24 protein-coding genes are annotated in these 22,589 nt (G+C 58.2%); 5 read left to right on the top strand and 19 right to left on the bottom strand.

Annotated features, from left to right (window positions below):
- Positions 1–2: 2 nt before the first annotated feature.
- Positions 3–506, bottom strand: a complete 504-nt coding sequence (locus ACONT6_RS04525) for a pilin (protein ID WP_428820608.1) — start codon at positions 504–506, stop codon at positions 3–5.
- A 510-nt stretch (positions 507–1,016) separates the two neighbouring features.
- On the opposite strand from ACONT6_RS04525, the gene pilB reads away from it, so the two are divergent.
- From pilB to yacG, 5 genes are all read left to right on the top strand, one after another.
- The gene (gene pilB, locus ACONT6_RS04520) at positions 1,017–2,723 is read left to right on the top strand and encodes a type IV-A pilus assembly ATPase PilB (protein WP_428820607.1); all 1,707 of its coding nucleotides are present in this window, start codon (positions 1,017–1,019) and stop codon (positions 2,721–2,723) included.
- Between the two features lie 150 nt (positions 2,724–2,873).
- Positions 2,874–4,088, top strand: coding sequence for a type II secretion system F family protein (locus ACONT6_RS04515; protein ID WP_428820606.1), 1,215 nt, complete (start codon positions 2,874–2,876; stop codon positions 4,086–4,088).
- An 8-nt stretch (positions 4,089–4,096) separates the two neighbouring features.
- Entirely contained in the window at positions 4,097–4,981 is an 885-nt protein-coding gene (locus ACONT6_RS04510) for a prepilin peptidase (protein ID WP_428820605.1), read from the top strand.
- A gap of 4 nt (positions 4,982–4,985) precedes the next feature.
- Entirely contained in the window at positions 4,986–5,597 is a 612-nt protein-coding gene (coaE, locus tag ACONT6_RS04505) for a dephospho-CoA kinase (RefSeq protein WP_428820604.1), read from the top strand.
- Between the two features lie 14 nt (positions 5,598–5,611).
- Positions 5,612–5,818 carry a DNA gyrase inhibitor YacG gene (gene yacG / locus ACONT6_RS04500; RefSeq protein WP_428820603.1) on the top strand — a complete coding sequence of 69 codons (207 nt, stop codon included), beginning with the start codon at positions 5,612–5,614 and terminating at the stop codon, positions 5,816–5,818.
- Between the two features lie 18 nt (positions 5,819–5,836).
- Here yacG and ACONT6_RS04495 read toward each other — a convergent pair whose 3' ends face one another.
- From ACONT6_RS04495 to iscU, 18 genes are all read right to left on the bottom strand, one after another.
- On the bottom strand, positions 5,837–6,292 hold the full coding sequence (locus ACONT6_RS04495; protein ID WP_428820602.1) for a protein disulfide oxidoreductase: 456 nt from the start codon (positions 6,290–6,292) through the stop codon (positions 5,837–5,839).
- 74 nt (positions 6,293–6,366) lie between these two features.
- The gene (gene tsaA / locus ACONT6_RS04490; RefSeq protein ID WP_428820601.1) at positions 6,367–7,110 is read right to left on the bottom strand and encodes a tRNA (N6-threonylcarbamoyladenosine(37)-N6)-methyltransferase TrmO; all 744 of its coding nucleotides are present in this window, start codon (positions 7,108–7,110) and stop codon (positions 6,367–6,369) included.
- A complete protein-coding gene (locus tag ACONT6_RS04485; protein ID WP_428820600.1) occupies positions 7,107–8,564 on the bottom strand; it encodes an NAD-dependent succinate-semialdehyde dehydrogenase in 1,458 nt (485 codons plus the stop codon). The genes tsaA and ACONT6_RS04485 overlap by 4 nt, the downstream gene beginning before the upstream one ends.
- A 199-nt stretch (positions 8,565–8,763) precedes the next feature.
- A complete protein-coding gene (der, locus tag ACONT6_RS04480) occupies positions 8,764–10,158 on the bottom strand; it encodes a ribosome biogenesis GTPase Der (RefSeq protein WP_181253851.1) in 1,395 nt (464 codons plus the stop codon).
- Between the two features lie 128 nt (positions 10,159–10,286).
- The gene (bamB, locus tag ACONT6_RS04475; RefSeq protein WP_428820599.1) at positions 10,287–11,471 is read right to left on the bottom strand and encodes an outer membrane protein assembly factor BamB; all 1,185 of its coding nucleotides are present in this window, start codon (positions 11,469–11,471) and stop codon (positions 10,287–10,289) included.
- Complete coding sequence (locus ACONT6_RS04470) at positions 11,468–12,202, bottom strand: YfgM family protein (protein WP_428820598.1); 735 nt, start codon at positions 12,200–12,202, stop codon at positions 11,468–11,470. The genes bamB and ACONT6_RS04470 overlap by 4 nt, the downstream gene beginning before the upstream one ends.
- Positions 12,203–12,270: 68 nt before the next feature.
- The gene (hisS, locus tag ACONT6_RS04465; protein WP_428820597.1) at positions 12,271–13,533 is read right to left on the bottom strand and encodes a histidine--tRNA ligase; all 1,263 of its coding nucleotides are present in this window, start codon (positions 13,531–13,533) and stop codon (positions 12,271–12,273) included.
- Between the two features lie 55 nt (positions 13,534–13,588).
- Complete coding sequence (gene ispG / locus ACONT6_RS04460) at positions 13,589–14,710, bottom strand: flavodoxin-dependent (E)-4-hydroxy-3-methylbut-2-enyl-diphosphate synthase (RefSeq protein WP_428820596.1); 1,122 nt, start codon at positions 14,708–14,710, stop codon at positions 13,589–13,591.
- Positions 14,711–14,836: 126 nt separating this feature from the next.
- Positions 14,837–15,904, bottom strand: coding sequence for a RodZ domain-containing protein (locus tag ACONT6_RS04455; RefSeq protein WP_428820595.1), 1,068 nt, complete (start codon positions 15,902–15,904; stop codon positions 14,837–14,839).
- Complete coding sequence (gene pilW, locus ACONT6_RS04450; protein WP_428820594.1) at positions 15,891–16,676, bottom strand: type IV pilus biogenesis/stability protein PilW; 786 nt, start codon at positions 16,674–16,676, stop codon at positions 15,891–15,893. The genes ACONT6_RS04455 and pilW overlap by 14 nt, the downstream gene beginning before the upstream one ends.
- Positions 16,677–16,751: 75 nt before the next feature.
- Complete coding sequence (gene rlmN, locus ACONT6_RS04445) at positions 16,752–17,909, bottom strand: 23S rRNA (adenine(2503)-C(2))-methyltransferase RlmN (RefSeq protein ID WP_428820593.1); 1,158 nt, start codon at positions 17,907–17,909, stop codon at positions 16,752–16,754.
- A 99-nt stretch (positions 17,910–18,008) separates the two neighbouring features.
- Positions 18,009–18,434 carry a nucleoside-diphosphate kinase gene (ndk, locus tag ACONT6_RS04440; RefSeq protein WP_181253859.1) on the bottom strand — a complete coding sequence of 142 codons (426 nt, stop codon included), beginning with the start codon at positions 18,432–18,434 and terminating at the stop codon, positions 18,009–18,011.
- A gap of 177 nt (positions 18,435–18,611) precedes the next feature.
- On the bottom strand, positions 18,612–18,806 hold the full coding sequence (iscX, locus tag ACONT6_RS04435) for a Fe-S cluster assembly protein IscX (protein ID WP_428820592.1): 195 nt from the start codon (positions 18,804–18,806) through the stop codon (positions 18,612–18,614).
- A gap of 51 nt (positions 18,807–18,857) precedes the next feature.
- On the bottom strand, positions 18,858–19,196 hold the full coding sequence (gene fdx, locus ACONT6_RS04430; RefSeq protein WP_428820591.1) for an ISC system 2Fe-2S type ferredoxin: 339 nt from the start codon (positions 19,194–19,196) through the stop codon (positions 18,858–18,860).
- 72 nt (positions 19,197–19,268) lie between these two features.
- Positions 19,269–21,161, bottom strand: coding sequence for a Fe-S protein assembly chaperone HscA (hscA, locus tag ACONT6_RS04425; protein ID WP_428820590.1), 1,893 nt, complete (start codon positions 21,159–21,161; stop codon positions 19,269–19,271).
- A 21-nt stretch (positions 21,162–21,182) separates the two neighbouring features.
- Positions 21,183–21,707 carry a Fe-S protein assembly co-chaperone HscB gene (hscB, locus tag ACONT6_RS04420; protein ID WP_428820589.1) on the bottom strand — a complete coding sequence of 175 codons (525 nt, stop codon included), beginning with the start codon at positions 21,705–21,707 and terminating at the stop codon, positions 21,183–21,185.
- 69 nt (positions 21,708–21,776) lie between these two features.
- Positions 21,777–22,100 (bottom strand): iron-sulfur cluster assembly protein IscA, encoded by a 324-nt coding sequence (gene iscA / locus ACONT6_RS04415; protein ID WP_181253862.1) that lies wholly within the window; start codon positions 22,098–22,100, stop codon positions 21,777–21,779.
- Positions 22,101–22,162: 62 nt separating this feature from the next.
- Positions 22,163–22,567: a Fe-S cluster assembly scaffold IscU gene (gene iscU / locus ACONT6_RS04410; protein ID WP_181253863.1), complete on the bottom strand. Its 405-nt coding sequence runs from the start codon at positions 22,565–22,567 to the stop codon at positions 22,163–22,165.
- Positions 22,568–22,589: the final 22 nt, after the last annotated feature.

Here is a 22,589-nt window from a genome sequence, read left to right as displayed (position 1 = left end):
ATTTAGGCCGGCGTCTGCTCTTCAACAGTCGGCGCGTCACCCAGGTCTGCGGAGCAGCCCTGCGGACGGAACTTGGCTTCTACATCGGTAGAGCAGCCCCATACGCCATCTACACTGCGGTCCCAAGCCAGCTGCTGGGTATCGATCGCGGTAGCCGCGTTACCACCAAAGGTGGCCAGGATCTGCACGTCGCCGGCATCACCCATGGTCAGGGTCAGCGCGGTGCCCTGCAGGTCGTCGCCCAGCAGGTTACTGCCGGTCCAACCAGTGTTGCACTCACCGGGATCGCCGGTCGCAGATTCTGCGTTAACGAAAGACTCGTCCAGGCCTTCCAGCATGCAAGCTTCGATAGCGGTACGCAGGGAGCCCACTTCGCTCATTACGCGGTTAACCTGGGTTTTAATTACGTAGTTCTGGTACTGCGGAATTGCTACCGCGGCCAGAATACCGATGATCGCAACCACGATCATCAATTCAATCAGAGTAAAGCCCTGTTGCTTCTTCATTGTAACCGTCTCCATACAGACTGTTGTTCTTTGAGTGAAATCCCGTGAGGAAATCGACAGTTACGATACCCGTAATGTGGCAAAAGGCGCAAGCGTGTAAATTGCCCTCGCAAACCAGTTTGAGAGGAAAGTCATGTTGGTGCCGCGCATTAATTAGCCAGCTTTTTCAAGTTTTGTACAGCTGATGGTATTTGGTGACGAAAATTGTCAGGTGGCCCGGAGATAAAGGAAAGCGCTCAATGGGATACTTTCCCGAAACTCCATAGGTTGCCAGATTGATGTCACGGGCTTCTCCTCAAAAACCGAACCAGAATTCGGGTTCTGACGTGATCGCAGGGAAGCTATCCAGTTCACAGCTTGCAGGAATGGCTCGTCGGGATCATTGGCTGGCGGGGGGTTATTCGCTATATTGAGACGTGCGCGCAAAGGAATTCCCTTTACTGGCGGGCACTTAAGAACAAAATTTAAACAAGTATAAACCTTCAACGCACGCAAATTTATCGGTCCCCAATGAGCAGCACTCCACTTAGCGGTCTGGCCAAGCGGCTGGTTTCTGACAATGCCATCGATGAGGCGACAGCCCAGTCTGCCATCAAGGCGGCCAAGCGTGAGGGGCAGACCTTCGCACAGCACGCAGTGGAAGCTAAACTGATCAAAAGCCGGGAGATGGCTAAAATTGCCTCAACGGCTTTTGGCAGCCCACTGTTTGACCTGTCCAGCTACAACTTCGACCTGCTCCCCAAGGATATTGTTGACGAAAAACTGATCAGCAAGCACTTCGCCCTTCCTTTATATAAGCGAGGCAATCGTCTGTTCGTGGCAGTGGCAGACCCGACCAATCTCGCCGGTCTGGATGAGATCAACTTCAATACAGGCCTTAGTACCGACGCGGTACTCGTAGAAGCCGACAAGCTTGGCAAAGCTATCGAGAGTTTCCTGTCCAACAACGATATCGGTGGCGGCCTTGCTGGCCTCGATGACGAAGACCTGGACGGCCTGGACGTTGAAAACGGTGACTCGAAACAAGACGACGACGAACCCGGCGGCGATGAAGCGCCAGTGGTGCGATTTGTAAACAAGGTGCTGCTGGACGCAATCCGCACCGGGGCTTCGGATATTCATTTTGAACCCTACGAGAAGAGCTACCGTGTACGTTTGCGAACTGATGGCGTATTGCACGAGGTAGCCCGGCCGCCGATCCAGCTGGCCACCCGCATCTCCGCCCGTCTGAAGGTAATGTCGAAAATGGACATCTCCGAGCGCCGGGTTCCTCAGGACGGCCGTATCAAGATGAAGCTGTCCAAAACCAAGGCCATCGACTTCCGGGTAAACAGCCTGCCCACCCTGTGGGGCGAGAAAATCGTACTGCGGATTCTGGACCCATCTTCCGCGCAGCTGGGTATCGACGCACTGGGTTACGAGGAAGACCAGAAAAAAATCTACATGGACGCGCTGGCCCAGCCCCAGGGGATGATTCTGGTCACCGGCCCAACAGGCTCCGGTAAAACAGTTTCTCTATATACCGGCTTGAATATCCTGAATACACCGGAACGCAATATCTCTACCGCAGAAGACCCGGTGGAGATTAACCTGGAGGGCATCAATCAGGTAAACGTCTCCAACAAGGTGGGCCTGAACTTCGCCGAGGCCCTGCGCTCCTTCCTTCGTCAGGACCCGGACATCGTGATGGTCGGGGAGATCCGGGACCTGGAAACTGCGGAAATTGCGATCAAAGCGGCCCAGACCGGTCACTTGGTGCTCTCAACCCTGCATACCAATTCGGCCCCGGAGACACTTACTCGATTGATGAATATGGGGGTTCCCACATTCAACATCGCAACCTCTGTGAGCGTGATCATCGCCCAGCGCCTGGCGCGACGATTGTGCGGCGAGTGCAAAAAACCGGCACAATTACCGGACGAAGTCTTGAAAGAAGAAGGGTTTGATACGGTTACCGTGCCCAAGAGCGAGTGGCAAATTTTCCAGCCGGTGGGCTGCGAGCACTGCTCCAAGGGCTACAAGGGGCGCGTAGGTGTGTATGAAGTGGTTCGCATCACTGATGGAATTTCACGCATTATAATGGAAGGCGGAAATTCTATTCAGATTGCCGATCAAGCGAGAAAAGAAGGCTTCAATAATCTTCGTACTTCTGCACTTCGTAAGGTGGTAATGGGGGTTACCAGCTTGGAAGAAGCCAACAGGGTTACCAAAGACTAACTCCGGAGCACTCCTCCTGAGCGTGAACGTATTTCGGCGTTGAAGTTGGCAATCTCTACTCAAGGCCCAGCCCGAAAAAACAGAAACGCATAAACGAAAGTACATGCGAGGCCAGCTTGGCTTCGCTTTAAGACCAACGGGAAAAATGCCATGGCCAAAGCTGCCACCGCTGTCGCTTATATTTATAAAGGTGTGGATACCAAAGGCAACAAGGTTGATGGGGAGATCACCGGCACTAACCCGGCTCTGATCAAAGCTCAGTTACGCCGCCAGGGTATTATCGCCAACCGGGTGCAAAAGAAACCGAAGCCACTCTTCGGCGGCAAGAAAAAGATCAAACCCGGTGATATCGCCCTATTCACGCGCCAGTTAGCGACCATGATGAAAGCCGGTGTACCACTGGTTCAAAGCTTTGAAATTGTTGCCGACGGCTCAGATAACCCCGGAGTTAAAGAGCTGATTCTAAAAATCAGAGATGAAGTCGCTTCCGGCACATCCTTTGCCGATTCTTTACGTAAGCATCCACTCTATTTCGATGAGTTGTTTTGCAACCTGGTTTCTTCTGGTGAACAGTCCGGTGCACTTGAAACGATGCTGGACCGGATTGCCACTTACAAAGAAAAGACAGAATCTCTAAAGAAAAAAATTAAAAAAGCCATGACCTATCCAATCATGGTTATCCTGGTTGCGGTACTTGTGACCGCGGTATTGCTCATCAAGGTAGTGCCGCAGTTTGCCGCTACTTTTGCGGGTTTCGGCGCCGACCTCCCGGCATTTACATTGTTTGTCCTCGGGATTTCGGAATGGATGCAAGAGTACTGGCTGATGCTATTTATTGGCCTGACAGTTGGTATCGGCGGTTCACTGGAGATCAAAAAGCGTAACAAAAAAGTACGCGAGGCTCTCGACAAAATCGCCCTGAAACTACCGGTCCTTGGCACCATTACATACAACTCGATCGCCGCGCGATTTGCACGCACCCTCGCTACCACTTTCGCAGCAGGTGTGCCGCTTATTGACGCCCTGAAATCGGTGGCGGGAGCTACCGGCAATGTTGTGTATGAAGAAGCCACATTGAAAATCCGGGACTCTGTGGCCACCGGTATTCAGCTAAACACCGCCATGGCACATTCACACGTTTACCCTAATATGCTTGTCCAGATGACAGCCATTGGCGAGGAGTCCGGTGCGCTGGACGAAATGTTGGGTAAAGCCGCCGATTTCTACGAGGAGGCTGTGGACAACCTGGTCGAAAATTTGACGACTATGATGGAGCCACTGATCATTTCCGTCCTCGGGGTACTCGTCGGTGGTCTGCTGGTTGCCATGTACCTGCCGATCTTCAACCTGGGTAACGTGATTTAAGAATTAAAATGCTCGATTATTTTACAACCCACCAGGCGCTGCTAATAAGCAGCGCTTTTATTTTAGGCCTGCTAATCGGCAGCTTCCTCAATGTCGTCATCCACCGCCTCCCGATCATGATGGAGCGGGAATACCAGCGGGACTTCTACAGTTACTTCGAAAAAACACCTTCAGAAGAAGAACAGAAGCAACTGGCGCAGACCTACAACCTGGTATTGCCCCACTCCCACTGCCCCAAGTGCGAGACGGAGATCAAGCCCTGGCAAAATATTCCGGTAATCAGCTACCTGCTGCTGCGCGGTAAATGTGGTAATTGCGGTACTGCCATTTCCAAGCGCTACCCGTTGGTAGAGCTGGCCACGGGCATTCTTACTGCGGTGGTGGTTTGGCAGCTGGGCTTTACCTGGCAGGCGCTGGCGGGGGTGTTTTTTACCTGGGCGCTGGTGGCACTGACCGGGATTGATTTCGACAAGCAGCTGCTGCCGGACAATATCACCCTGCCGCTGTTGTGGGCGGGGCTACTGATCAATATCTGGGGTGTGTTTGCGCCGCTGCAGGATGCGGTGATCGGCGCTATTGCCGGGTACTTAGCGCTGTGGAGTGTGTTCCATATTTTCAAGCTGGTGACCGGCAAGGAGGGAATGGGGGCCGGTGATTTCAAGATTCTGGCGGCCATCGGGGCCTGGTTTGGCTGGCAGGTGCTGCCGCTGGTGATACTTCTGTCAGCCGCGGTCGGCGCACTGGCGGGCATTCTGTGGACGCTGGTTTCCGGGCGCGACAAGAACCTGCCGATCGCTTTTGGCCCCTACCTGGCCGGCGCGGCCTGGATCGCCATGCTGTGGGGTGAGCAGATTATGGGCTGGTATTTCCGTGTTTCCGGGATGAGCAGCTAACGCCATGTTTACGGTCGGTCTCACTGGTGGTATCGGCAGCGGCAAGTCCGCCGCTGCGGCGCGCTTTCGGTTTCACGGGGTCAATGTGGTGGACGCAGACCTCGCTGCGCGGGTGGTTGTGGAGCCCGGGCGCCCTGCCCTCGCCGAGATCGCACGGCATTTTGGCGATGGTGTGATACAGGCAGACGGGATTCTGGACCGGGCGGCTTTGCGCAGACTGGTGTTCGACAATCCGGCGGAGCGGCGCTGGCTGGAGCAGCTGACCCACCCGCTAATCCGGGAGGAGATTATCTCCTCGCTGGCGGCGAGCCCCGACACCCACGCAGCCCCCTATGCGATCCTGGAATCTCCCCTGCTGGTGGAATCCGGCCAGTCGGCCCTGGTACAGCGGGTCTGTGTGGTCGACCTCCCGGAGCTACTCCAGCTGGAGCGAGCCAGTGCGCGGGACGGCAACAGTCCCGATCAGATCCGCAAGATTATGGCCGCACAGCTGCCCCGGGCGGAGCGGTGTGCAAAGGCGGACGATATTCTGGATAATAGTGGCTCCCTGGCGGAGCTGGAGGCGCAGGTGGACACCCTGCACCAGATGTATATCAAGCTCGCCGCACAAGCCTGAAAGTTGTATTTATCATGTCTGACCGTCCATCCGTTGCCTGCCCCACCTGCAAGAAGCCCATCGAGTGGAGCCCCGAGAATCCACATCGGCCGTTCTGTTGTGAGCGCTGCAAACTGATTGATCTTGGTGAGTGGGCCAGCGAGGGCCACAAGATCCCGGGTCAGCCAGTGTATGACGATGTGCTGAGTGACGACCTGGATCCCACCAAGACGCGACACTAATCCAGTACCGGCCCTACGCTAGTCCGCGAGCCACATTCTCGCGGTCAACCCCCAGCGAGACGTCATGCCCGATGTCACGGTACTGACCTCACCCTGCCGATTGACGATAGCAATGGTCGGGGTAACCCGCAGGCCCCAGTGATTGCTGAGCGCACCGCTGGGATCGTTGATTGTGGGGAAATTGAGTCCATGCTTTTGCTGGTAAGCGGCCACTTCCTCCGGACTGCCCGACTGCAGGGCAACGGAGATCACCTGGTACCCGTCCGATAGATCCGAGACCGCAGGCGACACCATCCGGCAGAAACCACACCAGGTTGCCCAGAAGTAGATCAGTACCGGCCCCTCTTCCGTCATGGCCTGCAAATCGATGGACTGGCCATCGATCGTCTGCTGCAACAGTTGCGGGGCCTGCCCCTTGGGCATATTGCGACTGTGATACCAGGAGACCGCACTAACGACCAGGACAGCGAGCAACAAAAACTTCGTCAGCGACCAAGCCGCGCTTCGCAGCTTCCCCCACAGGTTAATCGAGTGCGCGCTTTGCCTATTCATCGTGTGCGCTCATATTCGAGCTTTTCCAGCGCCACTACTTCTATCTCCCCTCGCACATAGCGCCACTGCAGATTGAAACCACACAGTTCCATCCCGTAAATACGCTCGGGATCCGGCTGCTGATAGGCCGGCTTGGGGTCCTGTGCCAGTACTTGCCGGATAAGCACCACAAGATCCGTACCAAGGTTATCCCGATATGCCTGTGCGCGCTCCAAAATGGTTTCGGGAATATGCACGGTTGCCTGTTGCGGAGGCTGCTCTGCAAGCTGGCTGCTGGCTGAGGGGACGCTGTCTGCGTAAGGGATATAGGGTTTGATATCCAGGATCGGGGTGCCGTCCAGCAGGTCTGCCCCGGCAACGATGAGCTCAACCTTCGGGTGCGTACGCACTTCGATCAGGCGCACCACGGAAAGGCCGATATTGTTGGGCCTGAAAGGAGAGCGGGTGGCGAACACACCGAGCTTTTTATTGCCCCCCAACCGCGGCGGACGCACCTTGGGGGACCACTGGCCAGCGACCTGGTGAAACTGCCAGGTAAGCCATAGGTGGGTGTGCTGATCCAGGCCGGCTACGGCATCGGGATCGTTGAACGGTGCCAGTAATTCGATGGCAGCCCGGCTGGCATCCGCCAGCAACGGCTGCCGGGGGATGCCAAATTTTTCCGAAAAGCAGGAGTGAGTGGTCGCAATCGGAACAATATTCAACTGCGCGTCCACTTCGGTATTCGCCGGTGCGTTCAAATCCCACCCATGCACAGGTATTTTATTTCGAGATAATCGTCGATGCCGTACATGGAACCTTCACGGCCGGTACCGGACTCCTTGATGCCGCCGAAGGGGGCCATTTCGTTGGAGATGATCCCCTCATTGATGCCGACCATGCCGTATTCCAGGCCTTCCGACACCCGCCAGATACGGCCGATATCGCGCGAGTAAAAGTATGATGCCAGGCCAAACTCGGTATCGTTGGCCATGCGGATCACTTCTTCCTCGCTGGAGAATTTGTACAGCGGGGCGACCGGGCCGAATATCTCTTCCTTGAAGAGCTTCATGGTGTCGTCCACACCGGTCAGCACGGTGGGGGTATAGAAGCACTCACCCATGTCACTGGGGCCACCGTCATTCAGGTTCTTTGCCCCCTTGCTGACTGCATCTTCCACCAGCGCATTGACGTCTTCCACGGCACCGGCATTGATCATGGGGCCGACTTCCACGCCCTCTTCCGCGCCGTTGCCCATTTGCAGCGCATTGACCGCGTCGGTGAATTTTTTCGCGAAGGCATCGTAGACACCTTCCTGGACAAATATGCGGTTGGCGCACACGCAGGTCTGCCCGGCATTGCGGTATTTGCAGATGATCGCGCCTTTCACCGCTTCATCCAGATCGGCGTCATCAAATACGATAAACGGCGCATTGCCGCCGAGCTCCATGGAGGTTTTCTTAATGGTTTCGGCGCACTGGGCCTGCAATTTTTTACCTACGGCGGTGGAGCCGGTAAAGGTGAATTTGCGCACCAGCGGGTTGCCGGTCATCTCGGCACCGATTTCCCGAGAGCTTTTGCCAACCACCACGTTGAATACGCCTTTGGGCACGCCGGCCTGCTCCGCCAGCACAGCCAGGGCCAGGGCGGACAGCGGGGTTTCCGATGCGGGCTTGGACACAAAGGTACAGCCGGTGGCCAGCGCGGGGGCCACTTTGCGCGCGATCATGGCGCTGGGAAAATTCCAGGGAGTGATGGAGGCGGTGACGCCCACCGGCTGTTTGACGACGACAATGCGCTTGTCTTTGCTCGGAGGCGCAATGACATCGCCGTATACGCGCTTGGCTTCTTCGCTGAACCATTCGAGGTAGTTGGCGCCGTAGGTGATTTCGGTGCGCGCTTCGGAGAGCGGCTTGCCCTGCTCGGCAGTGAGGATTGCGGCCAGGTCGTCGACGTTGTCGATAATCAGGTTGTACCAGTCACGCAGGATCTTGGCGCGCTCTTTGACGGTGAGATCTCGCCAGGCAGGCCAGGCGGCGTTGGCGGCTTCGATTGCACGACGGGTTTCGTCGGCGCCGCAGCTGGCAATGGTGGCGACCACTTCGCCATTTGCGGGATTAATAACGTCCAGGGTATTGCCGGAATCCGCATCAGACCACTGGCCATTGATATAGGACTGTTTGCGCAGCAGGTCGGGATTTTTAAGGTTAAGCATTATTTGGGTCCTTGCCTTTTAGTTGCCGGCGAGCTCCGTGGCAGCGCAGCTGGCTGGGGCAAGGTTGCCCCAGCCAGCTGCGCCTTCAATTCGAAGTTCAGTTAACCGGCAAGTTTAGCTTTGCGCCGAATTTATCGCCTTTACCTAAAGGGTATTGCGGCGCCCCGTGCCTATTTCAACCAGAGGTTTAACCGCGCTTTTACTTTTTCTTCTTCACAAACTTCATCAGGCGGCGTTTCTTGGCTTTCTGGCGATCGCTGAGCTTGTTCTTCTTGCCCGCATAGGGGTTATCGCCAGTACGGAATTCGATCTTCACCGGCGTACCGTGCAGGTCCAGCGCCTTGCGGTAGGTCTTTTCCAGGTAGCGCACGTAGTGATTCGGCACCTGTGCCGTCTGGTTACCGTGGATCACGATTACCGGCGGATTCTGGCCGCCGGCGTGGGCGTAGCGCAGTTTAATGCGGTGACCGTTGACCAGCGGCGGCTGGTGCTCACTTACCGCCCACTGCAGGATGCGCGTGAGGTGGTTGGTGGAGAGCTTGTCGGTAGCGGACTGGTAGGCGTCCTCGATGGACTTGTACAGGTTACCGACGCCGGTGCCGTGCAGTGCGGAGATAAAGTGAATATCTGCAAAGTCCACAAAGCGCAGGCGGCGCTCCAGTTCGGTTTTTACGAAGTCGCGGTGGTCCGGGTCGAGGCCATCCCATTTGTTCAGCGCCACTACCAGCGCGCGGCCGGCCTGGATGACACTGCCCATCAGGTGCATGTCCTGGTCCACAAGGCCTTCACTGGCGTCGATCACCAGCACGACGACGTTGGCATCTTCCACAGCCTGCAGGGTTTTGACGATGGAGAACTTCTCCACCGATTCCTTGACGTTCTTGCGTCGACGGATGCCCGCAGTATCGATAATGGTGTACGGCTTTTCGTCGCGGGTGTAGTTGATATACACGCTGTCGCGGGTGGTTCCCGGTTGGTCGAACACTACCACGCGGTCTTCCCCCAGCAGGCGGTTGACCAGGGTGGACTTGCCCACGTTGGGGCGGCCGACGATACCGATCTTGATACCGGTCGCTTCTTCCTGCTCTTCTTCCGCTTCCGGCTCGGGCAGCCCCTGCACGAGGCGCTCCATCAGTGTGCGCACACCGCGGCCGTGGGTAGCGGTGGTGGGAAACAGCTCGCCGATACCGAGTTCGTAAAACGGCGCCAGGGCGATATCCGGGTTTACCCCGTCTACCTTGTTGGCCACCAGCAGTGTGGGTTTGGAGCGGGTGCGCAGGCGCTCGGCGATCATGTCGTCCGCCGGGGTCAGGCCGGCGCGACAATCCACCAGAAACAGCACGAAATCCGCCTCTTCGATGGCCTGCATGGATTGCTGGGCCATGGCGGCATCGATGCCTTCTTCGTCACCGCTGATACCACCGGTATCCACCAGGATCATCTTGTGGCCCTCGAACTCCGCTTCACCGTATTTGCGGTCGCGGGTGAGGCCGGCGTAGTTGGCCACGAGGGCATCACGGCTTTTGGTAAGCCGGTTGAACAGGGTGGATTTACCCACATTGGGGCGCCCTACCAGGGCAATTACAGGCAACATAATCGGATCTACTCAGGGCAAAACAGTTTTGCCAGAAATACGAACGCCCGCAGGAGTGCGGGCGGTTCAGGTTCGCCTGCCAGGCAGGCGCCTAAAGCGGGCCCGAAGGCCCGCCAGATATCGGTGGATCAGCGCTGCAGGCGCAGTGCAACCAGCTCGCCGTCATCGGACAGCGCAAACAGCAGGTCAGCATCGGCCAGCAGCGGGATGCGCACCGGATCGCGGTCGATACGGGTACGACCCACGAAGCGACCGCTGGAGGGATCCAGGGCATGCAGGTAACCGTCGAGGTCGCCCACGACCACTACGTCACCAAAATACGCCGGGCCGCTCAGCTGTCGACGCAGCAGCTCGCTGTTAGTCCACTGAATTTGCCCATTACCCACATTGTAGGCGTGGACACTGCCATCGGCGCCGCTCAGGAAAACCTGGCCCGCACCCACGGCTACTCCGTGGTTGGTTGAGGCGTCGCGCGCCCAGAGACCGCGGCCATCTTCCCGCGACAGTGCCACCGCGCGCCCCTGATAGCTGGCGGCGAAGACCAGATCACCACGCACCAGCGGCGTGCCGTCGATATCCACTACCCGGTCCAGTTCCGCAGAGCCCTGGGGAATCGCTACACGCTGCTCCCAGCGGGTAATACCGTCGGCGGCACTGAGGGCAATCAGCTTGCCGTTATCCAGGCCCGCAAAAACCACACCCGCAGAAATCACCGGGCTGGCGGTACCGCGCAGAGTCAGTACCGGCAGTACCGTATTGTGGCGCCAGCGCTGTTCGCCAGTGCTGGCATCCAGGCCCAGCAGTTTCCCGTCAACGGTCTGAACCACCACCATGCCGGATCCCACTGCGGGGGTAGCAACAACCTCGCCACTCAGCTGGGTTGCCCAGCGCTGGCTGCCATCATTCAGGTCCAACGCAACCACGCGGCCGCGGTAATCGGCAACTACTGCGATACCGAGGCCGACACCGACACCACCGCCGATGGACTGGTCGATATCCACTTTCCACAAGCGTTTGCCGCTGGCGCGATCAAAGGCGTAAACATCGCCATCGCTGTTGGCGGCAATCACCTTGCCGTCAATGATGCCCGGCTTGAGCATCGCGTAACGCAGGGCATCGATATCGCCGATATTTTGCGACCAGACTTCGCGCAGCTGCACACTTTCGCTGATTTCAGTCAGTTCTACGGGATCGGTGTCTTCCTTTTCTTCGTTGGAAGCACAGGCACTGATCACCGCGGCCAGTGCCACAGCTGCAATCCGGTTAAGCGCCTTGCCCGCGCCTGTGCGCACGCCCATGTAAGTCCCTATCATTGCGCGTCCTTCTCTGTTTCTGCATCAGCTTCTTCAGTTGCAGGTTCGTCCTGTGCATTTTCTTCGTCAGCCTGAGGCGCTTCGCCAAGGCCTTCAATTTTCAGGTCCAGCAGGCGAGAACCGGCCGCCTGTTCCGGCAGCAGCTGCGCGCGCGCTTCCTGGTAAGCGGCGCGGGCGGCGTCTTTATCGCCCTGCTGAACCAGGATATCGCCGCGGGTTTCCGCGTAGAGGGCAGCGAAGGCCGGCGGTACGTCGCCTTTCAGCAGGGCCAGCGCTTCATTGGTTTCACCGCGGGCGGCCTTGACGGAAGCCAGGCGGCGCTTGGCAACCAGCTTCAGCGCGTCGTCACTACTGTTATCCACAACCCACTGCAGTTCTTTGGCTGCCGCTTCCAGGTCGTTTTTCTCGACGGACAGCGCCGCCAGCTGCAGGGAGGCCTGCGCGGCATAGATACGCTTGGCGTAGTCGTCTTTCAGCTCGCGCGCCAGGGACTGGGCGGTAGTCAGCTGCTTGTTGTCCGGCTTGCCCTCATTGGCGGAAACCGCTTCGACAAACCCCTGGTAGACATTGGAGGCCGCTTCAGCGTCGCTGCGCTCCTTGCCCTGCCACCACTGCCAACCAAAATACGCGGCCAGTGCCAGCACAATACCGGTGACGATGCCGGAACCATTTTCTTTCCACCAGCGTTTGATCGTTTCAATCTGTTCTTCTTCGGTCAAATGGTCAGCCATTTCTTATTCGCCTTATTCTTAAATCCAATTCGTAAATTCAGTCGTGCAATGCGTTTCTGCGCTGTGCTTCAGGCCTGAAGGACTTTCGCCAGCTCCGCCAGGGCAACCGTCTGCTGCTCTGCGTCGGCGCGCAGGGATTTGACGGTCACCTGCCCTGCCGCGGCCTCGTCTTCGCCGATGATCAACGCGAAATCCGCATTGCTCTTGTCGGCCTTCTTCATCTGGCTCTTGAAGCTGCCACCCCCGCAGTGCGTCTGCAACCGCAACCAGGGCAGCTCGCTGCGCAATTGCTCTGCTGCCGCCAGGGCCGCGGATTGTACATCACCCACTGCGACCAGATAGGCGTCGACCTGCTGATCCAGGGTGTCCGGCAGTACTTCCAGGGTTTCCAGCAGCAGTACCAGGCGCTCGACACCGAGACCAAAGCCCACCGCCGGAGTGGGCTTGCCGCCCATTTGTTCAACGAGGCCGTCGTAACGGCCGCCGGCACACACGGTGCCCTGGGCGCCGAGACTATCGGTCACCCATTCAAAAACGGTCTTGCCATAGTAGTCGAGGCCGCGCACCAGGCGCGGATTCACCTCGTAAGCCACCCCGGCTGCGTCCAGAAATGCCCGCAGCTGGTCAAAGTGCGTCCGGGATTCCTCGTCGAGGAAGTCCAGTAGACAAGGCGCCTCTGCCAGCAGTTCCTGAGTCTGGGCATTTTTGCTGTCGAGAATACGCAGCGGGTTGCGCTCCAGGCGACGCTGGCTGTCTTCATCCAGCTGATCCTTGCGCGCAGACAGGTATTCCACCAGAGCATCGCGGTAGGCCGCGCGGCTTTCGCTGTTACCCAGGGAGTTCAACTGCAGGGAGACATGCTCGGCAACGCCCAGCTGCTTCCAGATGCGTGCGGTCATCATCAGGATCTCGGCATCGATGTCCGGTCCCTCGATACCAAACACCTCCACACCAAACTGGTGGAACTGACGCAGGCGGCCTTTCTGCGGCCGCTCGTAGCGGAACATGGGGCCGAAGTACCACAGGCGCTGGGGCTGGATCAGCAGGTTGTTCTGGATCGCTGCGCGCACGGTACCCGCGGTACCCTCCGGACGCAGGGTAACGCTGTCGCCACTCTTGTCGTCGAAGGTGTACATTTCCTTTTCGACGATATCGGTGGCCTCACCCACTGCGCGGGCGAACAGCTGAGTCGCCTCCAGCATCGGGGTGCGAATTTCACTGTAGCCGTAGCGGGCAAAGAGTTCGCTGAGGGTGCTTTCCACGTATTGCCACACGGGGGATTGGGTGGGCAAGAGATCGTTCATGCCGCGGATGGCGCGAAGTTGTTTCAACGGTCGTCCTTAATAGCTGTTACATCGTAGTACCGGCAAATACCGGCATCTCGAGTTATTCGGTGGTTTCTTTGGCGATAATCTGGGCTTCCTGCGCTTCTTTGGCCGCGGCTTTTTCGCGGATCAGCTGCTCCAGATCATGCACCAGATTGTCATTCTTGAATTTGCGGTCCGGCTGACCGTCCACGTAAATCGCGTGGCTCGGGGTCCCACCGGCGAGGCCGATATCCGCCTCTTTCGCCTCGCCCGGGCCGTTCACGATACAGCCGATCACCGCCACATCCAGCGGCGTGGTGATATCTTCGAGACGGGTTTCCAGCTCGTTCATGGTTTTCACCACATCGAAGTTCTGGCGCGAACAGCTGGGGCAGGCAATAAAATTGATGCCCTTGGTCCGCAGGCGCAGGCTCTTGAGCAGATCCCAGCCCACTTTCACCTCTTCTACCGGATCTGCGGCGAGGGAGACCCGCAGGGTGTCGCCAATACCGTCCAGCAGCAATGCACCGAGGCCGATGGCCGATTTGACGGTTCCGGAGCGCAAACCACCGGCTTCGGTGATCCCCAGGTGCAGCGGTTGCTCGATCTGGGTCGCCAGCTTGCGGTAAGCGGCGGTCGCCATAAATATATCCGAGGCCTTCACACTGACCTTGAAGTCCTGGAAGTTGAGGCTATCGAGAATGTCCACATGGCGCAGGGCGGACTCCACCAGCGCGTCCGGGGTTGGCTCGCCATACTTTTTCTGCAGGTCCTTTTCCAGGGAACCCGCATTCACGCCGATTCGAATCGGGATATTCAGGTCCCGCGCCTTGTCCACCACGGCACGGATGCGCTTCTCGCGGCCGATATTGCCGGGATTGATACGCAGGCAATCCACACCCAGGTCCGCCACTCGCAGCGCAATGCGGTAATCGAAGTGAATATCGGCCACCAGCGGCACGTTCACCTGCTTTTTGATCTCGCCAAAGGCTTCTGCGGCGTCCATGGACGGCACAGAAACCCGCACAATATCGGCACCTGCCCGCTCCAGCCGCTGGATCTGGTCCACGGTGGCGGCCACGTCGCAAGTCTCGGTGTTGGTCATGCTCTGCACCGAGATGGGGGCACCACCGCCGACCGGCACGTTGCCCACCATGATCTGGCGCGAGACGCGGCGAACTATGGGTGACTCGAATTGCATAGAGAGAACCTGCGTTGGCTTTTAAGCGGGTTGATACCGATGGTCAAAAACGGGGAGGATTATAGAGAGATTGGGCGCAAACCTACAGAGGCTGCGCCCATGGAAGAGAATCGCAAAATGGCGCTATCAGCCGCCCACGGTGAGCTTGCGGGTGCGGCGATTGCCCAGGGGCGCGCTATCGACCACTTCCCCGGCGTAGCTGACGGTCGTCGCCGCCGCATTGCCCAGCATCAGGCTGAACGGGGCCTGCCCCTCAAGCTCGACACTGGAGCCGGCTGGCTGAAGCTTTGCCAGCAGCTTGTTGCCCGCGGCATCGGTGACCTCCACCCAGGATTCCGCGCTGAAGGAGATCGACAGCACAGCGCTGGATACGGCACCGGCGGGGGCCTCCTCGACAATGCTCGGCGCCTCCTGCGGAACCGCCGGCTCTTCAATAGCAGCTACTGGCTCGGAAACCGCGGCTTCGACAGGCTCTGCATTCACTTCTGGCACCGCAGGCGCCTCGACAGACTGTTCTACCTGGGCGTCTTCACTCGCCAGGTCAGCAACATCCGCCAGTTGCGCATCGGTTTCCGGCACAGGCTCTTCCGCGGCGACGTCCGTATCTGCACCGGCTACAGACAACATCTGCGCATCCAGTGCACTGTCAGACTCCGCCACATCCTCAGCAATATCGTCCACTTCGGTAGCGGCGGGCTCTTCAACTACATCCTGGGATGCCTGGGTCGCGACCGCTGGCGCCGGCATGGCACCGTCGTTACCGCGCATTTCGAACCACCAGTAGCCACCGGCTACAGCAATCGCCGCCACCAGTAGCATTGGGCCAGACATGGACGCCCCGCCTCCGGAAACACTGCCGCCCATGACGGAACCCTTGGGAGGCTGAGCCACGCGCGGCGCTTCTGCCGGGACCTGGCGCACAAATGCTTCCAGCGCAGCGCTTTCATCCACCCGCAGCTCTTTACAGACATTGCGAATGTAGCCGCGGATATAGGTGGCGCCGGGGAAAGCGTCAAACGCATCCCGCTCCAGCGCTTCGAGATTTTCTGTGGTCATGCACAGGCGGCGCGCCAGCTCTTCGCTGGTCAGCCCCGCCTGCTCGCGGGCCGCGGTCAACAGGGCGCCGACGGACGCCGCGGTGCTTTCCGCGCTCTGGGTATTTTCCTGTTCGGGCATCGGATTACTGCTGCTCATTTTCGGCCATCATCTGCTGGTATTTCAGGGTCTCCGCCGAGTACGGAAAGAGATTTTTCAGCGCCAGGGCGTAGCTCCTTTCCTTGTCCCGATTGCCAAAGATTTTTTCGATGCGGATTCCCAGCCACAGGGACTGCGGAATCTGCCGATTCTTTTCGCTGAATCGGTCCAGGTAGTGCTTGGCCTGAGTGTAATCCTGCTTTTCAAACTTCAGCTCGGCCAGCTCCAGCAGCGCAACAGGCAGATCGGAACTCAGCGCCAACGCCCTCTTGAATGCGCCCTCGGCGCCATCCAGGTTGTGCAACCTCAGCTCTGCGCGTCCGAGGTTGGCCAGGGCGTAGGAACGGCGGTTGTATGTCAGGTCTTCGGAGGCAATGAGAAACTGGTCCCGGGCCTCCTGATAGCGCTCCTGCTGATACAGGAATGCCCCGTAGTTCACCCGCGCCATGGAGAAATTCCGGTCATAGCGCAGGGCTTTCTTGAAATGGGATTCGGCTACCGGGATCTCGCCATCGGCTTGGTATAGCAATGCGAGACCGTGATGGGCCTGGGGATCTTTTTTACCCAGCCTCAGGGCTTCCTGGAAGTGATGACGGGCCATCTCGCGATTGTCGCCACCGCTCTGCAGATAGCGCAGCCCCAGCTGTACGTGGGTTTCACGGGCCTTGTCGAGATCGACCTGTCTGCCACCGGGACCGGTGGTTACACACCCCCCCAGCAGCACAACGAGTAATCCGGCAATGATGGCCGGATTGGAAATTTTTGCTAACACTAGCCTCACCTTGTAGTTATCGGGTGCGTACTACCAGCGCACGCCGGGTCCGTTCGGCGAAGCGAGATGCAAAGATCAGACCTGGTTCAGGATTTTCACCGGGCGTTCGGCGTTGCGGTAGCGCTCCGAACGACGGGTGCGGTCATTCACCTGACCGGCCAACTGACCACAGGCCGCAGCGATATCGTCGCCCCGGGTGGTACGCACGGTTACGGTATAGCCTTTGTCCAACAAAATCTGTTGAAAACGTCGCAATGCGTTGTTGCTGACCCGTTGATAATCGGACAGCTCAAACGGATTGAAGGGTATCAGATTTATCTTTACTGGCACATCGCGCAGCAATTCCGCCAGCTGTTCCGCGTGTTCCGGGCGGTCGTTCACCTCCCGGATCATGGTGTACTCGATGGTCATCTTGCGATGATTGTCCGGCATGTTCTCGATATAGCGCTTGGCGCTGTCGAGCAGCATGGCGATGGGGTACTTTTTGTTGATCGGCACCAGCACGTTGCGCAGCTCATCGTTGGGCGCGTGCAGGGAGATGGCCAGGCTCACATCGGTCACCTCTGCCAGGCGATCCAGGGCCGGCACCACACCGGAAGTACTCAGAGTCACCCGACGCTTGGAAATGCCATAGGCATTGTCTTCCATCATCAGGTTCATGGAGTCGACGACGTTGTCGAAGTTGAGCAGGGGTTCGCCCATGCCCATCATCACCACATTGGTCACCTTGCGCGGACCGTTGGGCTGCAGTTGCCCGAAGGACTTACACGCAATCCACACCTGGCCAATAATCTCGGCCGCAGTCAGGTCGCGGTTGAAACCCTGCTTGCCGGTGGCACAGAAGCTACAGTCCAGGGAGCAGCCTACCTGTGAAGAAACACACAGGGTGCCGCGGTCGCCATCGGGAATGTAGACGGTTTCAATCACATTGCCGCCGGATACCTCGATCAGCCACTTGCGGGTGCCGTCGGAGGAGTCCATCTGCTTCAGGACCTTGGGGGCGCGGACTTCGGCGATTTCAGCCAGCTTGGCACGCATGGCCTTGCTGACATTGGTCATCTGCTCGAAATCGTCCACACCATTCTGGTGGATCCACTTGAGCACCTGCACAGCGCGGAAGCGCTTCTCGCCCAGACCGGCAAAAAAGTCCGTGAGCTTGTCGACGGACAGGCCCAGCAGGTTCACTTTTTCGGTCTGTACAGTTTCAGGTTGTGCAGTCTGTACGTCGCTCATGGATTCACCTTGCACCGGCTTCGATGCGGAATAAAGTGCGTTGTAGGAGCCTGCCCTGCAGGGCAGGCTCCTACGGGATTAATTGCAGAACAGTTGCAATTAACGTGCGCAGATTTCTTCAGCAGAGAAGAAGTAGTTCACTTCGCGCTCGGCGGAAGCTGCAGAGTCAGAACCGTGCACGGCGTTGGCGTCGATGCTGTCGGCGAAGTCTGCACGGATGGTGCCAGCGTCTGCTTCTTTCGGGTTGGTAGCGCCCATCAGGTCGCGGTTAGCCAGGATGGCGTTCTCGCCCTCCAGAACCTGTACAACAACCGGACCGGAAGTCATGAACTCAACCAGGTCCTTGAAGAACGGACGCTCTTTGTGCTCAGCGTAGAAGCCTTCGGCTTTTTCCTGAGACAGCTGAACCATTTTCATCGCAACGATGCGCAGGCCGGCTTTCTCGAAGCGGCTCTCGATTTCACCGATAACATTCTTGGCAACGGCGTCCGGCTTGATGATGGACAGGGTACGTTCCTGGGCCATGGTTTTCTCCATTTCTAGGTTTTGCAAAAATTTGTCTTAAGACAGATACGAAAAGAGCAACTTCCGTTGCTCTTCCCTGAATTCTCTCAACGCGCGAACTGTCGATTAATTAACCAGCACAGGTCGCGGAGCGCGGATTATACGCGTAGTCGAGTGAAGTTTGTACTGTAGATGAGACTATTCGTTCTCTTCGATCCACGCAGCCTGAATGGCCTCCAGGATCTTTTCCCCGCAGCGATCGGGGTCGTCGTCAAATCCGGGCAAATCCACCACCCACTGGCGCAGATCAACGAAGTTGACCCGCAGCGGATCTACATCCGGATGAGCGTCACAGAGTTCGATGGCAATATCGTGAATATCCGTCCACTTCATGGGTGCATCCTCTTGTTCTCAGGCCGGCCCAGACCGGCCAGTCCAGAATGGTTAGTGGCGCTCGGACACCTGGTTAATGGTGTACTTGGGAATCTCAACTACCAGATCTTCCTCATCGACTACTGCCTGACAGGAAAGGCGCGACTCAGGCTCCAGGCCCCAGGCCTTATCCAGCAGGTCTTCTTCCAGCTCGTCCGGCTCCCCCAGGGAATCGAACCCCTCGCGCACGATCACGTGGCAGGTGGTACAGGCACAGGATTTTTCGCACGCGTGCTCAATCTCCACCCCGTGCTGAAGTGCGGCATCACAAACCGTGACACCGGACTCCACTTCGATGACCTTGCCCTCTGGACACAATTCTTCGTGAGGCAGGAAAACAATCTTCGGCATACTCTCTTCTCTCAGTCGGCGACCGCCCTCAGGGGGTGTCGAATGGCCCCTCAGGGCTTGTCGAATGGCCCCTCAGGGCTTGTCGAATTCATCCAGGCTGTGCCCCTGCATGGCGCGCTTGATGGACTTGTCCATACGGCGCGCAGCAAAAGGCTCGGACAAAGTGTTCAGCTCGTCGATACGGCTGCGGACCTCTTCCGCCGTGCCGCCATTGTGGGCCAGACGCAGCGCTTCCATCGCCCGCTCCAGCTCGCCCAACTCGTGCTCGCTTAGCAGTTCCGCGCCATTTTCCTGCAGGGCCACCAGCATGGCCTCCAGGGTGCGCTCCGCTTCCACCTGGGCCTCGCGCAGCGCGCGCGCAGCGATATCTTCTTCGGCATTGGCGTAGGAGTCCTGCAGCATGCGGGTGATATCGGAATCCCCGAGGCCGTAGGACGGCTTGACGGTAATTTCCGCCTGCACGCCGCTACTCTTTTCCAGCGCGGTGACCGACAGCAACCCGTCAGCATCCACCTGGAAGGTCACACGAATGTGGGCGGCACCGGCCACCATGGGCGGAATACCACGCAACTCAAAGCGCGCCAGGGATCGACAATCCTGCACCAGTTCGCGCTCGCCCTGCACCACGTGAATGGCCATGGCTGTCTGGCCGTCCTTGAAGGTGGTGAACTCCTGGGCCTTGGCCACGGGAATGGTGGTATTGCGATGGATCAGCTTCTCGGTCAGGCCACCCATGGTCTCGATACCCAGAGACAGCGGAATGACATCCAGTAACAGCAGGTCCTCTCGGGACTTGTTGCCCACCAGCACGTCCGCCTGCAGGGCCGCACCGATGGCGACAACCTGATCCGGGTCAATATCCGCGTGGGGCTCGCGATCGAAGAACGCCTGCACCTTTTCGCGCACTCGCAGGGTTCTGGTGGAACCGCCCACCAGCACCACTTCGGCAACCTCTTCCGCCGTCAGGTCCGCATCGCGCAGGGCCCGCTTGCAGGCGCGCAAGGTCTTGGCAATCAGCGGATCCAGCAGTTCGGCAAGCTTTTCCCGGCTCAGCTCACCGGACCAGTCCCCGTAACTGACCGGCACCACAGTTTCACTCGCCAGCGCCTCTTTGGCGGCGCATGCAGTATCCAGTAGATTACGCTGGGTTGCGGCATCGTGGTCGGTGCCCAGCCCCGCCTGCACGGCAATCCACTCAGCGATCGCGCGGTCGAAATCGTCTCCACCGAGGGCGCTGTCGCCACCGGTAGACAGCACCTCAAACACGCCCTTGGACAGGCGCAGGATGGAAATATCAAAGGTGCCACCGCCGAGGTCGTAGACGGCAATGGTCTTGTCCGCCACATCACCACCGTCATCCGGCTGATCCAGCCCGTAGGCCACGGCCGCAGCGGTGGGCTCGTTCAGCAAACGCAACACTTTCAGACCCGCCAGCTTGGCGGCATCCTTGGTGGCCTGGCGCTGGGCCTCATCGAAATACGCAGGTACGGTAATTACCGCACCGTCCAGTGGACCACCGAGGGAGTCAGCACCGCGCTGCGCCAGCACCTTCAAAATTTCCGCGGAAACCTGCACCGGATTTACCGTGCCGGCGACCGTTTTAATTGCCGGCATGCCACCGCTGCCCCCAACTGATTGCTCAGCAAAGTGGTATGGCAGCTGATCGCCAAAGTTTTTGATATCCGCGAGACCGCGACCCATAAACCGTTTGATCGAAATCAGGGTGTTATAGGGGTCTTCACCGGCGGCGGCGCGCGCGCCGTAACCCACTTCCACCCCGGCTTCGGTGTAGCGAACCGCGGACGGCAGGATCACACGACCGTCTTCAGCGGGCAGCGATTCTGCAGCGCCGCTGCGCACGGTCGCTACCAGTGAATTGGTGGTGCCCAGGTCGATACCCACTGCGCGCTTGCGCTGGTGGGGTTCAGGTGTCTGGCCGGGTTCGGAAATCTGCAGTAATGCCATAGTGCTAACAATTAATCCGGTTCAGTCCAGTAAATCTTCTTCAAGCTCTTCAATCTGCCGCTGCAGTTTGGCGAGAAACTGGAGTTTGAGTAACGCGCTTTTCGCCTCTTCCAGGGCATTGCCCTGCAGAGCCGTGGAGAAGGCCGCCTCTTGGGCCTTGAATAACTGGCCCGCCTCACTGTCGAGCTCCCCCAGCTCCCCTTCGGGATCGGCAGCGCTGCGCACGTCTTCAAGACGCTCGCGCAGGATCATCTGCTGCATCAGGAACTCACCATCGGCGGTAGTCTGCTCGGGGTTGATTTCCACCCCGGACAGCTTCAGCAGATAAGCGGCGCGGGCTACCGGATCCTTGAGGGTGTTGTTCGCCTCGTTGATCTGCGCGGCATATTGCATGGACAGCATCTGCTCGCGCTCGGACTTTGCCGCAAACCGGTCCGGATGGAACTCCTGCTGCAGCTCGCGATAACGCTTGGCCAGCGCCTGCCGATCTACGGCGTAGTCGACGGGCAAACCAAAAATTTCAAAGTGATTTTGTTGCAGTTCCATAGTGGTCCAATAACAAAAAGGCCGGCATGCACCAGGCATCCGGCCGTCTGCTGCCCGAAAGCCCCGGTGTTAAACGTGGAAGCTTTCGCCGCAACCGCACTCGTTTTTTACATTGGGGTTCTTGAAAGCAAAACCCTCGTTCAGGCCTTCTTTTACGAAGTCCAGCTCGGTGCCGTCCAGGTAGGCGAGACTTTTCGGGTCTACCACCAGCTTGACGCCGCCCGCTTCGAAGACTTCGTCTTCCGCCTCGGCGTGATCGACAAATTCCAGTACGTAGGCCATACCGGAGCAGCCGGCGGTCTTTACGCCGACGCGAATACCGATCCCCTTACCGCGGCTGGCCAATTGCTTGGCAACGTGGGCCTGGGCCGATTCGGTCATGGTAATTGCCATGTCGATTGCTACTCCTTACCGATCTTCACTCTTACCGGTATTCACTGTGCTGAGCCGTTTGCTCAGCCCGCTGCTTCTTCTGTTTTTTCACCGCGCTTTTCGCGGATGTTATTCACCGCCGCCTTGATCGCGTCTTCCGCAAGTACAGAGCAGTGAATTTTTACCGGCGGCAGCGCCAGTTCTTCGGCAATCTCGGTGTTCTTGATCTGTGCCGCCTCATCCAGGCTCTTGCCTTTAACCCATTCGGTCAGCAGGGAACTGGAAGCGATGGCGGAACCGCAGCCGTAGGTTTTGAACTTGGCATCTTCAATAATACCGTCGTCGTTCACCTGAATCTGCAGACGCATTACGTCACCGCAAGCGGGTGCGCCGACCATGCCGGTACCCACATTTTCCGCTTTGTCGTCGAGGCGACCAACATTGCGGGGATGTTCATAGTGGTCAATTACTTTATCGCTATAGGCCATGACAATACCCTCTCAAAATTCT

This window comes from Microbulbifer sp. MCCC 1A16149, from assembly GCF_050368945.1.
Lineage (GTDB): Bacteria > Pseudomonadota > Gammaproteobacteria > Pseudomonadales > Cellvibrionaceae > Microbulbifer.
The sequence above is the reverse complement of the archived record's forward strand: the minus strand, read 5'-3'. Positions and strand labels throughout refer to the sequence as shown.